Below are 14,804 nucleotides of genomic sequence, written 5' to 3'. Positions count from 1 at the left end.
ACCATCTAAATATCGTTTCACTGCTTGAATTTTTTCTGTTGAAGAAAATTTAGCCATAAAAAATGCACCTCCAATTGTTAGACTGTGTCTAACAATTGGGGTGCACTTCAAAACAGAAGGGGCTTTTTAAGTTAGAAAATGATTCGCCGTAACATAAAAGAGTCCACCGTTAATAATTTGCACTGTAATACGGGGTTCATATTGTTCTTGCAGTGCTTGCTTTTCAATTTCATAGCTTTCGGGAAGTTCATCACTTTCTTCATAAAAACGATTTAAAAGATCTAAATCGTGATTCCAGCGTACTCTTGCTTCTTTCGCCCACGTATGGTCATCTTCTGCAATTATATTTTTTAAAGCATCCTCTATACGTTGTAAACCACTTTGAGGTTTAATGATAGGTGAGAGCGTAAAACAAAAGTCAGGTATTTTTGGTGTAAGCTTAATTTTAGTTAATGTGTCATGAAAGTTTGCCATCATTGTTCCAGAAATGAGATGAATACCAATGGAGTGAAGAATGTCCTTTTTTCGATCACATTGGTAGGAAACTTTTATATTTATACCGAGCCACGGGTGGAGTGGGGTATGTGTTGCTCCATTATGCCGTACGTCCTCATATAAACGTATGTAAGATCCTAGTTCTTTTGTTGTCTGGAAAATTTGATGTAGACGCGGTGAACCGTAGTGAATAAGCTCGCCATCATTTTCTTCATTTTCTGGATTTGTAATAAGAGTAAGGCGCATCGGATTCGGTACGCCTCCTGTTTTCTCAAGATAGTGCCAATAAAAAGGACGGTTCATTAATAATTTATCCATCTCAATTGTTAATTGTACGTCTAATAAGTGAGGGGAACGCTCTAAAATTTCACAGTTATTCGCCTCAAAAAAATTGTATAAGTAATTATGAATTTCATGTTGCTGCATAGCCTTGCACCTCAGCTTCGTTTCGTTTCGCAAAGTCGATAATAGATGTTAAGTTTTCCATCTTAATTCGGATTTCTCCTTCGCTTTTTGATTGCGCAAATATTTCTTGAATGTGTGCATCGATATTTTTCATATTAATTCTCGTTAAAATTTCATCCAGCTCACCGATCACACGCTCAAATAAATTGATTTTTTCATATAACAGTTTCAAAATATGTTCTTCAACTGTGTGTTTTGTAGCTAAGTTATAAATATGAACATCATTCTTTTGACCAAGGCGGTGAATACGTCCGATTCTTTGTTCAAGGCGCATTGGGTTCCATGGTAAATCGTAATTGATCATATGGCTACAAAATTGTAAGTTAATTCCTTCACCACCAGCTTCCGTTGCGATTAGCACTTGCGCATGATTTTGGAAAAGTTCCTTCATCCAATCTTTCTTTCCTCGTTTAAATCCGCCGCGGAATGGGACAGAAGAAATACCGTGCTGTTGTAAAAACCATTGTAAGTACATTTGTGACGCTCGGTATTCTGTGAAAATGACGACTTTATCGTCAATTTCTTTTATAAGCTCTAGCGCTTTATTTGCTTTTGAGTTAAAAGGAATACGGTTAATTTTGTCCATTAGCACATCAATATGCGGATCTTTTACGTAATTCTCATTTTCCTTCTGTCGTTTTTCTACATGTTTTTTTAATGAATAGTAAACGGCCTCGCGACTACTACACGCTTCCCGTTTTAAAGTTAAGGATGAGAAAGCAGATGTGAAGGCGTCTTGTCCTCGCCAATTTTCGATATCATTATATAGAGCTTGCTCTTCTTCATTAAACTCAACAAAAATTGTACGTACATGTCTCTTTGGCCAATCAATCCCGGTATTATGACGCCGATTTCGGACCATTACTTTGTTAATAAGAGCTTTTAAATCTTCATCAGATTCGGCTGAACGATTTTTTGAAGCATAATATTCTTCAAAATTGGATTGATTGCCTAAATGTCCTGGTTTTAATAAAGAAACGAGGTTGAAAATTTCATCAATCTTATTTTGGACAGGAGTAGCGGTTAATAATAAACAAAATTTCTTTTTTAATCGCTGTGCAAATTCATAGTTTTTTGTTTTATTATTTTTAAGTTTATGTGCTTCATCGATAATAATAAGGTCATATTCTAAGTTCAAAACGATATCACGATGTGGTGAACGTTTTGCGGTATCAATCGATGATACAATCACATCGGCTTGTTCCCACGAGTAGCTTTTCTTTTGAGCTACAGCTGGAATGAAAAACTTTGTATTTAATTCGTATGCCCATTGTGATACGAGAGAGGCTGGAACGAGTATAAGTACTTTTTTCACAAGGCCGCGGACCATATATTCTTTTAAAATAAGTCCAGCTTCAATCGTTTTTCCAAGTCCTACTTCATCTGCTAGAATCGCTTTACCATTCATTTGTTCAATAACATTTTGAGCGACTTCTAATTGATGAGGGAGTGGTGTGAAATGGGATAAATGTTTCGGTGCTTGTAATCCATCAAAAGTAGGAACAAGTAATGATTTTTCTGTTTCATAAGCTAAATGATATAAATCCCAGTTTGTCCAAGGACCATCTTCATCAATTCTATTTAAAAAATTGTTTTGCCACGTTCGATCTATGGAAATATCGACATTCATTACGACTCTCCCACCTTTTATAAACTAAAGTAATTATGAAAAAATCTTTACTATATAAGCCTTGTGATAAGGCGCTATTACACTTACTGAAAGGTAAACAATAAGTAAAGATAAAGGACTAAATCTTAAAAACTGTATGTAATAAGATTAAGCGTAAAAAATTCTAAATTATTTTTTATGCTAGAATATTGATGAAATATAGCGAATAATGTTAGGATAATGGTGTGAAATGTGTGGAATCTTTCGTATTTTATCCAAGAAAGCGATTTTTTATTTACGCTTTCATAAAAAAATATAATGAGATTCCGTATATCCTATCTTTTTAGAATGAAAATGTTTAGAAATGAGTAACAACTTTTATTGATTTGTCAGAGCATAAGGGGGAGAGATCATGATTACATTACAACGTACACCGTTATTTGATGTATACGCGAAGTATGGTGGGAAAACAATCGACTTCGGTGGTTGGGAGTTACCAGTTCAATTTTCAAGCATTAAAGAAGAACATGAAGCTGTACGTACAGCGGCAGGTTTGTTCGATGTGTCTCATATGGGAGAAGTTGAAGTAAAAGGTGTAGATAGTTTAGCATTTTTACAACGTGTTGTTACAAATGACGTATCTACCTTAAAGGTAGGGGGCGCACAATATACAGCAATGTGCTACGAAAATGGTGGTACAGTAGATGATTTATTAATCTACAAACGTGGTGAAGAAGACTATTTATTAGTTATCAACGCATCAAATATCGAGAAAGATTACGAATGGTTAGCTAGCCATGTAATTGGCGATGCGACAGTAGTCAATGTTTCTAGTGAAGTTGCACAGCTTGCAATTCAAGGACCAAAAGCAGAAGGCATTTTACAAAAAGTTGTGTCAGAAGATTTGAAAGAAATTAAGTTCTTTAAATTTAAAAACGATATTCTTGTAGATGGAATTCCAGCACTTGTATCTCGTACAGGTTATACAGGTGAAGATGGATTTGAAATTTACTGTAAGAGTGAAGATGCTGCAAAACTTTGGGAGAAACTTCTTGAAGTTGGAGCAGAAGAGGGCTTAAAACCATGTGGTTTAGGTGCTCGTGATACACTTCGTTTCGAAGCAACATTACCACTTTACGGTCAAGAATTATCAAAAGATATTACACCGGTTGAAGCTGGAATTGGCTTTGCGGTAAAACCAAATAAAGAAGCAGACTTCTTTGGGAAAGCGACTTTAAAAGAGCAAAAAGAAAACGGTGCGCCTCGTAAGTTAGTCGGCATCGAAGTAATTGAACGTGGAATTCCTCGTACGCATTACCCTGTATTTATTGGAGAAGAAAAAATCGGGGAAGTAACGAGTGGTACACAATCTCCAACGTTAAAGAAAAGCATTGGTTTAGCACTAATTGATGTAAAATACGCAGCAGTTGATACAGAAGTAGAAATTGAAATTCGTAATAAACGCGTCAAAGCAGTAGTTGTTCCAACACCATTTTATAAACGTTCAAAGTAACGGGGAGAGGGGTAGATTTCATGTTGCATCGTTATCTTCCAATGACAGAAGAAGACAAAAAAGAAATGTTACAAACGATCGGCGTTCAAACGATCGATGAGTTATTCTCTGATATTCCAGAGAGTGTTCGTTTTAAAGGGGATTTAAAAATTAAAGAAGCAAAATCAGAGCCAGAGCTTTTAAAAGAGTTATCTCAAATGGCTAGTAAAAATGCGAACTTAAAAGAGTATGCTTCTTTCTTAGGAGCAGGCGTATACGACCATTACGCTCCAGTAATCGTAGATCATGTTATCTCTCGCTCAGAATTTTATACAGCTTACACGCCATACCAACCGGAAATTTCACAAGGGGAATTACAAGCAATTTTTGAATTCCAAACAATGATTTGTGAGTTAACAGGAATGGATGTAGCAAACTCTTCTATGTACGACGGAGGTACAGCTTTAGCTGAAGCGGCAATGCTAGCAGCTGGCCATACTCGTAAAAAGAAAATTCTTGTATCTAGTGCAGTGCACCCGGAATCAAGAGCAGTACTTGAAACATATGCAAAAGGTCAACATCTTGAAGTTGTTGAAATTAATCATAAAGATGGTGTAACAGATTTAGACGTATTACAAAGTGAAGTAGATGATACTGTTGCTTGTGTAATCGTTCAATATCCAAACTTCTTCGGACAAGTTGAAAAATTAGCTGATATTGAAAAAATCGTTCATCAACAAAAATCATTATTTATCGTTTCTTCAAATCCATTATCATTAGGCGCATTAACACCACCAGGAAAATTTGGTGCTGATATTGTCATCGGTGATGCACAACCATTTGGTATCCCAACGCAGTTTGGTGGACCACACTGTGGTTACTTTGCAACGACGAAAGCATTTATGCGTAAAATTCCAGGACGTCTTGTCGGGCAAACTGTAGATTCAGATGGTAAACGTGGATTTGTATTAACGTTACAAGCTCGTGAACAGCATATTCGCCGTGATAAAGCGACGTCTAACATTTGTTCAAACCAAGCGTTAAATGCATTAGCAGCTTCTGTTGCAATGACAGCACTTGGTAAACAAGGTGTGAAAGAAATGGCACGTCAAAACATTTCTAAAGCACAATATGCAAAACGTCAATTTGAAGCGAAAGGCTTCACAGTTACATTTGCTGGACCATTCTTCAATGAGTTCGTTGTAGATTGCAAGCGCCCAGTGAAAGAAGTAAACGATGCATTATTACAAAAGAATATTATCGGCGGTTACGACCTAGGCCGTGATTATAAAGAGCATGAGAACCATATGCTTGTAGCAGTAACTGAGCTTCGTACAAAAGAGGAAATTGACACACTTGTAAACGAAATGGGGGCTATCCAATGAAGAATCAAGACCAAGCACTTATCTTTGAAGTGAGTAAAGAAGGACGCATAGGATATAGCTTACCAAAATTAGATGTAGAAGAAGTGAAACTAGAAGATGTGTTTGAGAGCGATTATATTCGAGTAGAAGATGCAGAGCTACCAGAAGTATCTGAACTTGATATTATGCGCCACTATACAGCACTTTCAAACCGTAACCACGGCGTTGATTCTGGATTCTATCCACTTGGATCTTGTACGATGAAATATAATCCGAAAATTAATGAGAGTGTAGCTCGTTTTGCAGGATTTGCAAATATTCATCCACTGCAAGATGAAAAGACAGTACAAGGTGCAATGGAATTAATGTACGATTTACAAGAGCATTTAATTGAAATTACAGGTATGGATACTGTTACATTACAACCAGCAGCTGGTGCACACGGAGAATGGACAGGCTTAATGTTAATTCGTGCATACCATGAAGCAAATGGTGACTTTAACCGTACGAAAGTAATTGTTCCTGACTCTGCTCACGGAACGAATCCAGCATCTGCAACTGTAGCTGGTTTTGAAACAATTACGGTAAAATCAAATGAACATGGTCTTGTTGACTTAGAAGACTTAAAACGTGTTGTAAATGAAGAAACAGCAGCACTTATGTTAACAAACCCTAATACATTAGGTTTATTCGAAGAAAATATTTTAGAAATGGCAGAAATCGTCCATAACGCAGGCGGTAAATTATACTATGATGGTGCAAACTTAAATGCGGTATTAAGCCAAGCGCGCCCAGGAGATATGGGATTTGACGTTGTGCATTTAAACCTTCATAAAACATTTACAGGTCCTCACGGCGGCGGTGGCCCAGGTTCTGGTCCAGTCGGTGTGAAAGCTGATTTAATTCCGTACTTACCAAAACCAATTTTAGAGAAAACGGAAAATGGCTATCACTTTAACTATGATCGTCCAGAAGCAATTGGGCGCGTAAAACCATTCTACGGTAACTTCGGAATTAACGTTCGTGCATACACATACATTCGTTCTATGGGGCCAGATGGACTACGTGCAGTAACGGAGTATGCGGTATTAAATGCGAACTATATGATGAGAAGATTAGCACCATTCTATGATCTTCCATTCGATAGACATTGTAAGCATGAGTTTGTATTATCAGGTCGTCGTCAAAAGAAACTTGGTGTACGTACATTAGATATCGCAAAACGTCTGCTTGATTTCGGTTACCACCCACCAACAATTTACTTCCCATTAAATGTGGAAGAATGTATTATGATTGAGCCGACGGAAACAGAATCAAAAGAAACATTAGACGGTTTCATTGATAAGATGATTCAAATCGCTAAAGAAGTAGAAGAAAATCCAGAAGTTGTACAAGAAGCACCTCATACAACAGTCATTAAACGTTTAGACGAAACGATGGCTGCACGTAAACCAGTTTTACGTTATGAAAAGCCAGCTCCTGTACAAGTTTGATTAGAATAACAAAGGAAGAACTCGCTGCGGCGGGTTCTTTTTTTGTATGGAGAATTTGTGCAGAAATAGTGAAGAAAATGTTAAAAAATTATATTTTTTGTTTCCTAATGGTGTAAAGGTGTAGTTTTATAGGTAGTTTTGTTGAAAAAGTCAGTTTGATAAAAGTATTTATTTTTGTTAGAATTTTATTGAAATTAAGAAGATGTGATGAGGCAAAAATTACTCATTTTTATGTATATGTGAAAAAACGAGCAAGACGGGGGTGAAAGTGTGGGATATCGATGTTATAGAATGGTATACCATCTAGAAAATGGAGAAACAATTAAAGATGTAAAAGAATTTTGCTATCGAGACCAAGGGAAAGTATTAGAAAGAGTAGCGAATCGTGTAATGGATAATAGAGAAGTGACGGCGATTGATAAACAAGGAACAATCATTTCAATAGCATGTGAGGACATTGTAAAGGTGGAACTTGATTACATAACAGAAAGTTAACCTTGAGTCATATCGAATTATTCGATAAAATAAACTGTTGAATGGTGAAGTGAGAAGAAAGGAGTTTATCATGGGTAGTACAAGACACTTTTATATGTTTATCTTAGCGTTTGTTCTTGTTGTGGCATTAACGATTTATTTAATTGTTGATAGCAGCTGGTACAACACAGTTCATCCGGCATTCCTTCTGTTTATGTATATAGGAATTGCAGTAGTAAGTTTCGGAATGAGAGACGAGATGTTAGATCGCTTTGAAAAGTGATACATATACGAAAGACCAACAGGAAAATGTTGGTCTTTTTTTCTTGCCAAAAATAGGATACTGTGTATATACTGTATATATAAGGTATATACAGTATATACACACACTGGAGGAAAACATGAATATTATTATTTCGAATTCTTCCCAAGACCCTATTTATGTGCAAATAAGAAAACAATTAAGCCAGCTTATTTTAAATGGTGGTTTAAAGGGTGGAGACCAATTACCGTCTATTCGTAGCTTAGCGAAGGAATTGCAAATTAGTGTCATTACAACGAAGCGTGCGTACGAGGAGCTTGAGAAAGAAGGATATATAGAAACTGTTGCTGGGAAGGGGACTTATGTTTCACGTAAAAATAATGAACTATTAAAAGAACAAAGGCTTCGTCTATTGGAAAGTAAAGCGGAAGAGATTGTAAATGAAAGTAAAGCGTTACAGCTTTCACTTGAAGAATTACAGCAGATGATTGCGTGTTTATATGAGGGGGAATAAGAGATGTTAGAGTTAAAAAACGTATGTAAAAGTTATGAAGATTTTGCAGTAAAAAATATAAGTTTTACATTACCACGCGGATATATTATGGGATTTGTCGGACCGAACGGGGCCGGGAAAAGTACGACGATCAAAATGATTATGAATTTAATTAGAAAAGATAGCGGCGATATAAAAATTTTTGGCAAGGACAACAAGAAAGCCGAAAAGGAAATAAAGCAAAATATCGGCTTTGTATATGATGAAAATCATTATTACGAAGATTTAACGTGTGAGCAAATGAAGCGTATTATTGCACCGTTATATAAAAAGTGGGATGAAGAGCAGTATCAATCGTATATGCATAGATTGCAAGTTCCGAAGTATAAAAAAATTAAAGAATTATCAAAAGGAATGAAAATGAAATTTGCGATTGCCATCGCGCTCTCGCACCACGCAGAATTTATCATCATGGATGAACCAACAGCAGGATTAGATCCAGTTGTTCGAAGTGAATTACTTGATATGTTGCAAGAAATTGTAATGGAAGATGAAGTATCGGTATTATTCTCAACGCACATTACAACAGATTTAGAGCGCATTGCAGATTATATTACGTTTATCAACGATGGAGAAATTATATTTACTGGTGAAAAAGAAGACTTGATGGAGAACTACGTAATCGTAAAAGGAAGTAATGATTTATTAGATCGAGAAGGAAAAGAACTATTTGTTGGATTACGAAAAAATAAATTTGGTTTTGAAGGTTTAGCGAAGGATAAACAAGCAATTATTGACTGGTTTGGAAATGAGGTTGTACTAGAAAAGCCTACATTAGATGATATTATCGTTTACACCGCGAAAGGGAGAAGTGCCTATGCGTCAGCTAATCTATAAAGATTTATTCTTTTTTCGGGTTATGTGGTTAGTGTATTTTATTATGCCCCTTGTTCTCTTTTGATTAGATCCAGATGGTGAATTGTTGTTTCCAATGAGTTGCTTACTCATAACGATATCATCTTCTATGATACTAATAGCGATGGATGAAAAAAATAAAAGTGATGTTATTATAAATAGTTTACCTGTTGGACGAAAGGATATCATTATTGCTAGATATATTTCGGGTGTAATATTTATTGTAGGTGGCATGATTTCTACTACGCTAGTTGTTTTTCTTATAAGAGGTATCGCTGTCATTGGTGATATTGGAGTTTATCATCCCAATTTATATATTGAAATTCCTTGGTATGTAGTAGTCAGAGGTGGTGTATATTCTTTAGTTTATATTACAGCATTATTCCCGAGTTATTACGGGACAAAATCAAAAATAGTACGTGGAATATTTACAGGTGGAGCCGCTGGAATAGGTATTATTGTTGGAGTGTTTATTGGTGACGGAGAAAGCGCTACGGCATCATTCATTGAGTGGATTGTGAATCCATTACATATTGGTGTATTTGTAGTTGGATTCATTACATTAGTTAGTATTTATATCGCTTCTATGTTTCTTACAATTAAAATTTATGGAGCACGTGATTTGTAGGGGGGAACTGTATGCAGCAATTAATTTTGAAGGAGTTTTTCTTACAAAGAAAAATGTTTCTTATCTATTTGATCTTACCAATATACGGAGCATTCCAAAACTCTATAGAGCCATTTCAAATGGCGTATGTTTGTTTTGCTATATGTCTTTTGATGATTTCAATCTCTTTATCAAATGAAGAGAAAAATAGTACGGAAAAAATATTAGTAAGTCTACCTTTTACTAGAAAAGATATTGTCATTGCGAAATACATATCGACACTATTTTTTATGGCATTCAGCTTAATCATTACATTCATTTTCTTTGTACTACCTGTATTTGTATTAAAAGAAAATATAAATATTCCTTGGTATGCAGCATTTATAGCCATTTTCTTTTCTGTTCTGTATGCTGTTATGATCCTTCCCATAAAATATAGTGAGGATAAGCGAACGGTTACTATGCTGGGATTAGTTATGCTTTTTCCTATAATAGGTTTACTAGGATTTATGTGCAATATATTTACGGATGAAAGGCTTATGTTAATGGTTTTTCGAACTTCAAATGTGCTATTAGTTGTAAGTGTTTTAAGTATAGGCGCGTGTATAAGTTATGTAGCTTCAATGTTTGTAGCTATTGTGAGTTTCAAAAAGAGAGAGCTTTAATACTTATGCCTTGTCTTATACAAAAACGAATAATTGATGTTAAGGAATGAGTTTAGTGAGGTGTAATACATGATCAAGCAACTAGTTTTAAAAGACATGATGTTACAAAGAAAGTTGGGATTTATTAGTTTTATATGTTTGCTTTTCCTTATAATTGTTGATTTTGGTAGCGACAATTTTCTTTTGAAGCTTAGCATATCTATACCTATCCTTGGAACGATATGGTCGACGAGTTATGAGGCTAGAAGTAAGAGTGAAAAAATATTAAATAGTTTACCGTTTGATCGTAAAGACATTATCGTAGCAAAATACGTATTTGTAAGCATTTTAGTTCTTTTAGGTGTGATTTTCTCACTTTTAGTTGGTCTAATTCAGTTGCAAAATGAACATATAACTGGATTTATGCTGTGGGGAGAGATTCTTGGCGGAATAACGGGAGGATTGGTTTATAGCATGATCGTACTACCAATTGAATTTTCGGTAGAACATAGCAGTTCGAAACAGGCTGCTTATTTTATGGGAATTATAGTTGGTGGATTAAGTGGAGTTATTGTAAGTAGTGAATGGCTAGATGTAGAGAATGCTTGGAGCACGAGTTTAGTCGTAAATGTTTGTTTTATTGCTGGACTTCTTATTTTGTATATGATCTCCATGTTACTCTCAATTAATTTATATAATGAGCGTGATTTATAAGGAGGGAGCGATTGTGAAGCAACTTATAATAAAAGACTTTATCGTACAATGGAAGTATTTAATATGGCACTTAATCTACCCTCTTTTCATGTATATGACATTATTAGACATGAAAAGTTTTTATATAATTATGTCAGCTATAATTCCAGTAATAGCAATTTTAAAAACATTTAATGACGATAAAAAATATAATAGTGAAGTAATAGTAAATAGTTTACCGCTAGCGAGAAAGCAAATTGTGTTAGCTAAATACATAATGGCACTTATTCTTTTTATTATAAGTATGATAGTGTCTAGTCCTATAGTAATCAATCGATTTGAAGATGGAACTTTTGAATTTATAACGACAACAGTAATTACGATTTCTGGCTTTGTTTTTATATATTTAAGCATTGTATTACCGATATTGTTTTGGTTTGGGTATAAAAAGGCTTCTTTTATTACACTTTTCATACTAATAGCACCAACAGCAATTGGTACTATGTTCTTTGAAATCAGTATGGAACAAATTCAACTATATAACAGCGTGTTATTCATTAGTTCGATATGCATGTTCATAGCATCTGTTTTCGTTTCAGTGAAATTGTATGAGAAGAGAGAATTTTAAAAGATGCCCTATACAAGGCACCTTCTTCAATAACGACAATATGAAAGTAAGAGTTTATAAACAGAGAGGTTACTCGGTATAACATCTTTTGGGGTATGTAATATAAAGCTGAAAACGATAACGAGAATAAGAAAGAGGAAAAATAAAAATAGGATTTGCTTATGTACGGAATTTTGCATATTATTCACTCCTTTTTTAGGTAGTATGTCCAAAAGAAAGGAGTGTATGAAAAATTTTAGGAGGGGAGAATGATGAGCAAAAGAAAATGGTTATATAGAATAGGGGTACTTTTCGTTTCAATTGGTCTCATATTAGCAAATGTTTATTCAGATATACCACCGCTATTTCCTAGTTTGCATAAAGGGGTTGGTATGAGCGTTGCTATAATTGGCCTGTTTTGTCTTATCGCATCAAATTTTTATAGAAAATCTAAATAGACGTAAAAAAGGACAGTTACTCTTTTTCAGAAGTACTGTCCTTTTTAAATAATTTATTCCATAGCTTGGCGATACTCCATATAATGACGATTGCAATGGAGGAAATAATGGACCAAACGATTGATATCATTTCAAGTGTCATGTTAGGAAGGAATGTGAGAATGGATACTACTTTATGAAACAACCATTCTATTATATGAAAACTTATTTGTAATAGAATGCCGATACCAAGTGTGATCCATGCTAACAGTTGCTTCCCTTTTTCTTTCCACATGACATTCACCTCACGTTAGCTCAATAGTTTTAAGCCAACAGCGCCGCATAGAATGCAGCTTAAGAAAGCAAGACGACGCCAATCCGCTGATTCGCGGAAAATAAGGATGCCTAGAAGTGCACTTCCGGCAGTTCCGATTCCAGTCCAAATCGCGTAAGAAGTTCCCATCGGTAATGTGTTCATCGCAAGGGATAAGAAGAAGAAGCTTACGCCGAAGTTAGCGATTAAAATAACTTTTGGTGCCCAGCCTTTCTTTTCAGTGGCTACTTTCATAAAGAGTACACCAATAATTTCACAAATACCAGCTAGAATTAAAAATACCCAAGCCATTTTATGCGGCCTCCTTCGCTTCTTTTTCTTCTGTTACTCGTTTTAAACCAATTACGCCAAAGAAGATTAAACCAATTAATAATACTTTTACGATAGAGAATGGCTCTCCGAAAACGAAAATTTCTGTAAGAACGATTCCACCAGCTCCAATTCCAGTGAAGACTGCGTATACAGTACCAACAGGTAAATCTTTATAAGCTCTAAATAATAAGACGAAACTAATTGTAATTAATAACGCAACACCAGCCCATTCAAGTGGAGCCTCCGCGTGTTTTAATCCAATTACCCAAAAGATTTCAATAATACCAGCTAAGATTACATAAATCCATGCCATATGTCATTTCTCCTTCCTACCAGTCGTTAGGTGAAGGGCTTAAAAACGACGCATTGCAAAGGAGCAATCCGTCAGTTTGAAAGTCCACGCCAGAATACTTTCCAAGAAGCGTCTAAACGTGTCTCAAAACGATTTAAACCTGCGTATAGTAGTTCAACCATAAGACCGTCAAGTAAGCATAGAAAAGCCTCTAAGGCGTCTTTTACTTCAATGTTATGCAACTCATCTCGTTCGTTTGCTCTTTTAAATACAGGGAATAAAAGTTTTCCGACGTTTTCAATGTGTACATTTGCTTTATTAATAATTTGTTCGCGAAATGCATCAGGCGGAAAATAAGAAGTTCGTAACCAAAACATTGATTCTTCACTTTCACCAAATCGTTTTGCATAGCCCTTTAGTAATTGTAAGAGCAATTCTTCAGTAGACGAATTTGAAAACTTTTCGATATCGCCTGTGAAGCTCTGTAAATCTTTTTGAAGAGCGGATTCTAAGCATATAAAATATAGCTCTTCTTTTCCTTTAAAGTGTGCGTAAATTGATGGTTTTTTAATCCCGACTTCTTGAGCAATATTTGCTAATGAAGTTCCTTCGTAGCCGTAGCGTGCGAAATGAGAAAGTGCTACAGCTTTAATGCGGTTTGCTGTCATTTTCATCCCCTACCTACCGTTCGTTAGGTTCATTATATGCGAGTGAAAATATAAAGTCAATAGGTGAAGAGCTGAAAAAGAGCGCTATAGGTAACGCTCTTATTAGACAGTATCTCGTTCAATTAAATGGAATGAAAGCTCTTTTGCGTTCCCGATAATTTGCTCGCTTTGGATTTGTTTATGGAATAAAGAAAACGCATGTGAGCCCATTTCGAGACCGGGATGTTCAATTGTTGAAATTTCTAACGCCTTTGAAATTTCATGATTATCAAATCCGAGGATAGCAAGATCTTCGGGTACTCGAAGACCTTGCTTTCGAGCCTCTGTTAATAAACCTGCTGCAACTTGATCGTTCGCTGTAAAAATAGCGGTTGGACGATTTTTCATGTTTACAATACGATGGAGTAATTGTGCACCGTCTTGCATTGTATAGCATTGATGAAAAATCCATTCGGGATGTAACGTTTTGCCTTCCTTACGAAGTGTATCAGCAAACGCCTTTTCGCGCTCCATAGAATTTGCGCTCGTTTTTCTTGCTAAACAAATTCCGATTTTTTCATGGCCTTTCTTGAGTAAATAGGCGGTGCCGAGACGGAAGCCTTCATAATGATCTACGTAGACAGATGAAATGAGAGGGTGGTTCATTTTTTCGCATGAAATAATAGGAGCAAATTTTGCAAAAGGTTCAATTTGTTCCCATGAACTCGTTCGAGAGCAAATAATCATCCCGTCGAATTGTTTCATTTTCATCATTTCCAGAACACGAATTTCTTCAATACTATCGTAATTCGTTTGACATAAATTAATGTGATAGCCAGCTGCTAACGCTTCGTTACCGATTCCTTCAATAATGGTACTGAAGTATGGAAGGTTAATGAAAGGGAGCATAACACCGATCGTATATGTTTTTCCCTTTATTAAATGAATAGCATTTATATTTTTGGCATAGTTCAATTCTTCAACAGCATCTAGAACACGCTTACGTTTTTCTTCTTTTACGTAAGGGTGATTATTCAGGACACGAGAAACAGTTGATATGGATACACCAGCGGTTTTTGCAATTTGTTTTATATTGGCCATATGTATCACCTCTTCCTCTTATTATAAAGGGAAAATAATAAGAAAGAAAAAATCTTGACCTGAAAAGC

19 protein-coding genes are annotated in these 14,804 nt (G+C 35.5%); 12 read left to right on the top strand and 7 right to left on the bottom strand.

Features of this window, described 5'->3' with window-relative positions:
• Positions 1-126 precede the first annotated feature (126 nt).
• Both MR147_RS18715 and MR147_RS18710 read right to left on the bottom strand, forming a co-directional pair.
• Positions 127-921 (bottom strand): YqhG family protein, encoded by a 795-nt coding sequence (locus MR147_RS18715; RefSeq protein ID WP_070172262.1) that lies wholly within the window; start codon positions 919-921, stop codon positions 127-129.
• Entirely contained in the window at positions 908-2,590 is a 1,683-nt protein-coding gene (locus tag MR147_RS18710; protein ID WP_001100019.1) for a DEAD/DEAH box helicase, read from the bottom strand. The genes MR147_RS18715 and MR147_RS18710 overlap by 14 nt, the downstream gene beginning before the upstream one ends.
• Positions 2,591-2,981: 391 nt before the next feature.
• On the opposite strand from MR147_RS18710, the gene gcvT reads away from it, so the two are divergent.
• The 12 genes from gcvT (at position 2,982) to MR147_RS18650 (ending at position 12,071) form a co-directional block, all read left to right on the top strand.
• Positions 2,982-4,082 carry a glycine cleavage system aminomethyltransferase GcvT gene (gcvT, locus tag MR147_RS18705; RefSeq protein WP_000631772.1) on the top strand — a complete coding sequence of 367 codons (1,101 nt, stop codon included), beginning with the start codon at positions 2,982-2,984 and terminating at the stop codon, positions 4,080-4,082.
• 20 nt (positions 4,083-4,102) lie between these two features.
• Positions 4,103-5,446 carry an aminomethyl-transferring glycine dehydrogenase subunit 1 gene (gene gcvPA / locus MR147_RS18700; RefSeq protein WP_000903231.1) on the top strand — a complete coding sequence of 448 codons (1,344 nt, stop codon included), beginning with the start codon at positions 4,103-4,105 and terminating at the stop codon, positions 5,444-5,446.
• Positions 5,443-6,918: an aminomethyl-transferring glycine dehydrogenase subunit 2 gene (gene gcvPB, locus MR147_RS18695; RefSeq protein WP_000795699.1), complete on the top strand. Its 1,476-nt coding sequence runs from the start codon at positions 5,443-5,445 to the stop codon at positions 6,916-6,918. The genes gcvPA and gcvPB overlap by 4 nt, the downstream gene beginning before the upstream one ends.
• 291 nt (positions 6,919-7,209) lie before the next feature.
• Positions 7,210-7,413 (top strand): DUF3929 family protein, encoded by a 204-nt coding sequence (locus MR147_RS18690; RefSeq protein WP_000262496.1) that lies wholly within the window; start codon positions 7,210-7,212, stop codon positions 7,411-7,413.
• 70 nt (positions 7,414-7,483) lie between these two features.
• Positions 7,484-7,675 carry a hypothetical protein gene (locus MR147_RS18685; protein ID WP_000535933.1) on the top strand — a complete coding sequence of 64 codons (192 nt, stop codon included), beginning with the start codon at positions 7,484-7,486 and terminating at the stop codon, positions 7,673-7,675.
• A gap of 118 nt (positions 7,676-7,793) precedes the next feature.
• Positions 7,794-8,168, top strand: a complete 375-nt coding sequence (locus tag MR147_RS18680) for a GntR family transcriptional regulator (RefSeq protein ID WP_001021352.1) — start codon at positions 7,794-7,796, stop codon at positions 8,166-8,168.
• A 3-nt stretch (positions 8,169-8,171) separates the two neighbouring features.
• A complete protein-coding gene (locus MR147_RS18675; RefSeq protein WP_074607116.1) occupies positions 8,172-9,044 on the top strand; it encodes an ABC transporter ATP-binding protein in 873 nt (290 codons plus the stop codon).
• A gap of 82 nt (positions 9,045-9,126) precedes the next feature.
• Positions 9,127-9,690, top strand: coding sequence for an ABC-2 transporter permease (locus MR147_RS18670; RefSeq protein WP_270794441.1), 564 nt, complete (start codon positions 9,127-9,129; stop codon positions 9,688-9,690).
• A gap of 11 nt (positions 9,691-9,701) precedes the next feature.
• On the top strand, positions 9,702-10,334 hold the full coding sequence (locus MR147_RS18665; RefSeq protein WP_046946787.1) for an ABC-2 transporter permease: 633 nt from the start codon (positions 9,702-9,704) through the stop codon (positions 10,332-10,334).
• A 69-nt stretch (positions 10,335-10,403) separates the two neighbouring features.
• Positions 10,404-11,027, top strand: a complete 624-nt coding sequence (locus MR147_RS18660) for an ABC-2 transporter permease (RefSeq protein ID WP_074607118.1) — start codon at positions 10,404-10,406, stop codon at positions 11,025-11,027.
• Between the two features lie 13 nt (positions 11,028-11,040).
• Positions 11,041-11,634 (top strand): ABC-2 transporter permease, encoded by a 594-nt coding sequence (locus MR147_RS18655; protein WP_074607120.1) that lies wholly within the window; start codon positions 11,041-11,043, stop codon positions 11,632-11,634.
• A 251-nt stretch (positions 11,635-11,885) separates the two neighbouring features.
• Positions 11,886-12,071 carry a hypothetical protein gene (locus MR147_RS18650; protein ID WP_139302737.1) on the top strand — a complete coding sequence of 62 codons (186 nt, stop codon included), beginning with the start codon at positions 11,886-11,888 and terminating at the stop codon, positions 12,069-12,071.
• A 16-nt stretch (positions 12,072-12,087) separates the two neighbouring features.
• Here the strand turns inward: MR147_RS18650 and MR147_RS18645 are convergent, their stop codons facing one another.
• The 5 genes from MR147_RS18645 to MR147_RS18625 all read right to left on the bottom strand — a co-directional run bounded on the left by MR147_RS18645 (position 12,088) and on the right by MR147_RS18625 (position 14,736).
• Positions 12,088-12,345 carry a DUF3975 family protein gene (locus MR147_RS18645; protein WP_074607125.1) on the bottom strand — a complete coding sequence of 86 codons (258 nt, stop codon included), beginning with the start codon at positions 12,343-12,345 and terminating at the stop codon, positions 12,088-12,090.
• 15 nt (positions 12,346-12,360) lie between these two features.
• On the bottom strand, positions 12,361-12,675 hold the full coding sequence (locus MR147_RS18640; RefSeq protein ID WP_074607127.1) for a DMT family transporter: 315 nt from the start codon (positions 12,673-12,675) through the stop codon (positions 12,361-12,363).
• Position 12,676: 1 nt separating this feature from the next.
• Positions 12,677-13,009, bottom strand: a complete 333-nt coding sequence (locus tag MR147_RS18635) for a DMT family transporter (protein WP_000312349.1) — start codon at positions 13,007-13,009, stop codon at positions 12,677-12,679.
• Positions 13,010-13,080: 71 nt separating this feature from the next.
• Positions 13,081-13,662 carry a TetR/AcrR family transcriptional regulator gene (locus MR147_RS18630; RefSeq protein WP_074607129.1) on the bottom strand — a complete coding sequence of 194 codons (582 nt, stop codon included), beginning with the start codon at positions 13,660-13,662 and terminating at the stop codon, positions 13,081-13,083.
• Between the two features lie 96 nt (positions 13,663-13,758).
• Complete coding sequence (locus MR147_RS18625; protein WP_001273964.1) at positions 13,759-14,736, bottom strand: LacI family DNA-binding transcriptional regulator; 978 nt, start codon at positions 14,734-14,736, stop codon at positions 13,759-13,761.
• Positions 14,737-14,804 lie beyond the last annotated feature (68 nt).

Origin of the sequence: Bacillus cereus group sp. BfR-BA-01350 (assembly GCF_022663775.1) — a bacterium.
In the GTDB taxonomy this organism is placed as follows: domain Bacteria; phylum Bacillota; class Bacilli; order Bacillales; family Bacillaceae_G; genus Bacillus_A; species Bacillus_A paranthracis.
Note: the sequence above shows the minus strand (reverse complement) of the source record. Positions and strands in the feature narration are given on the sequence as shown.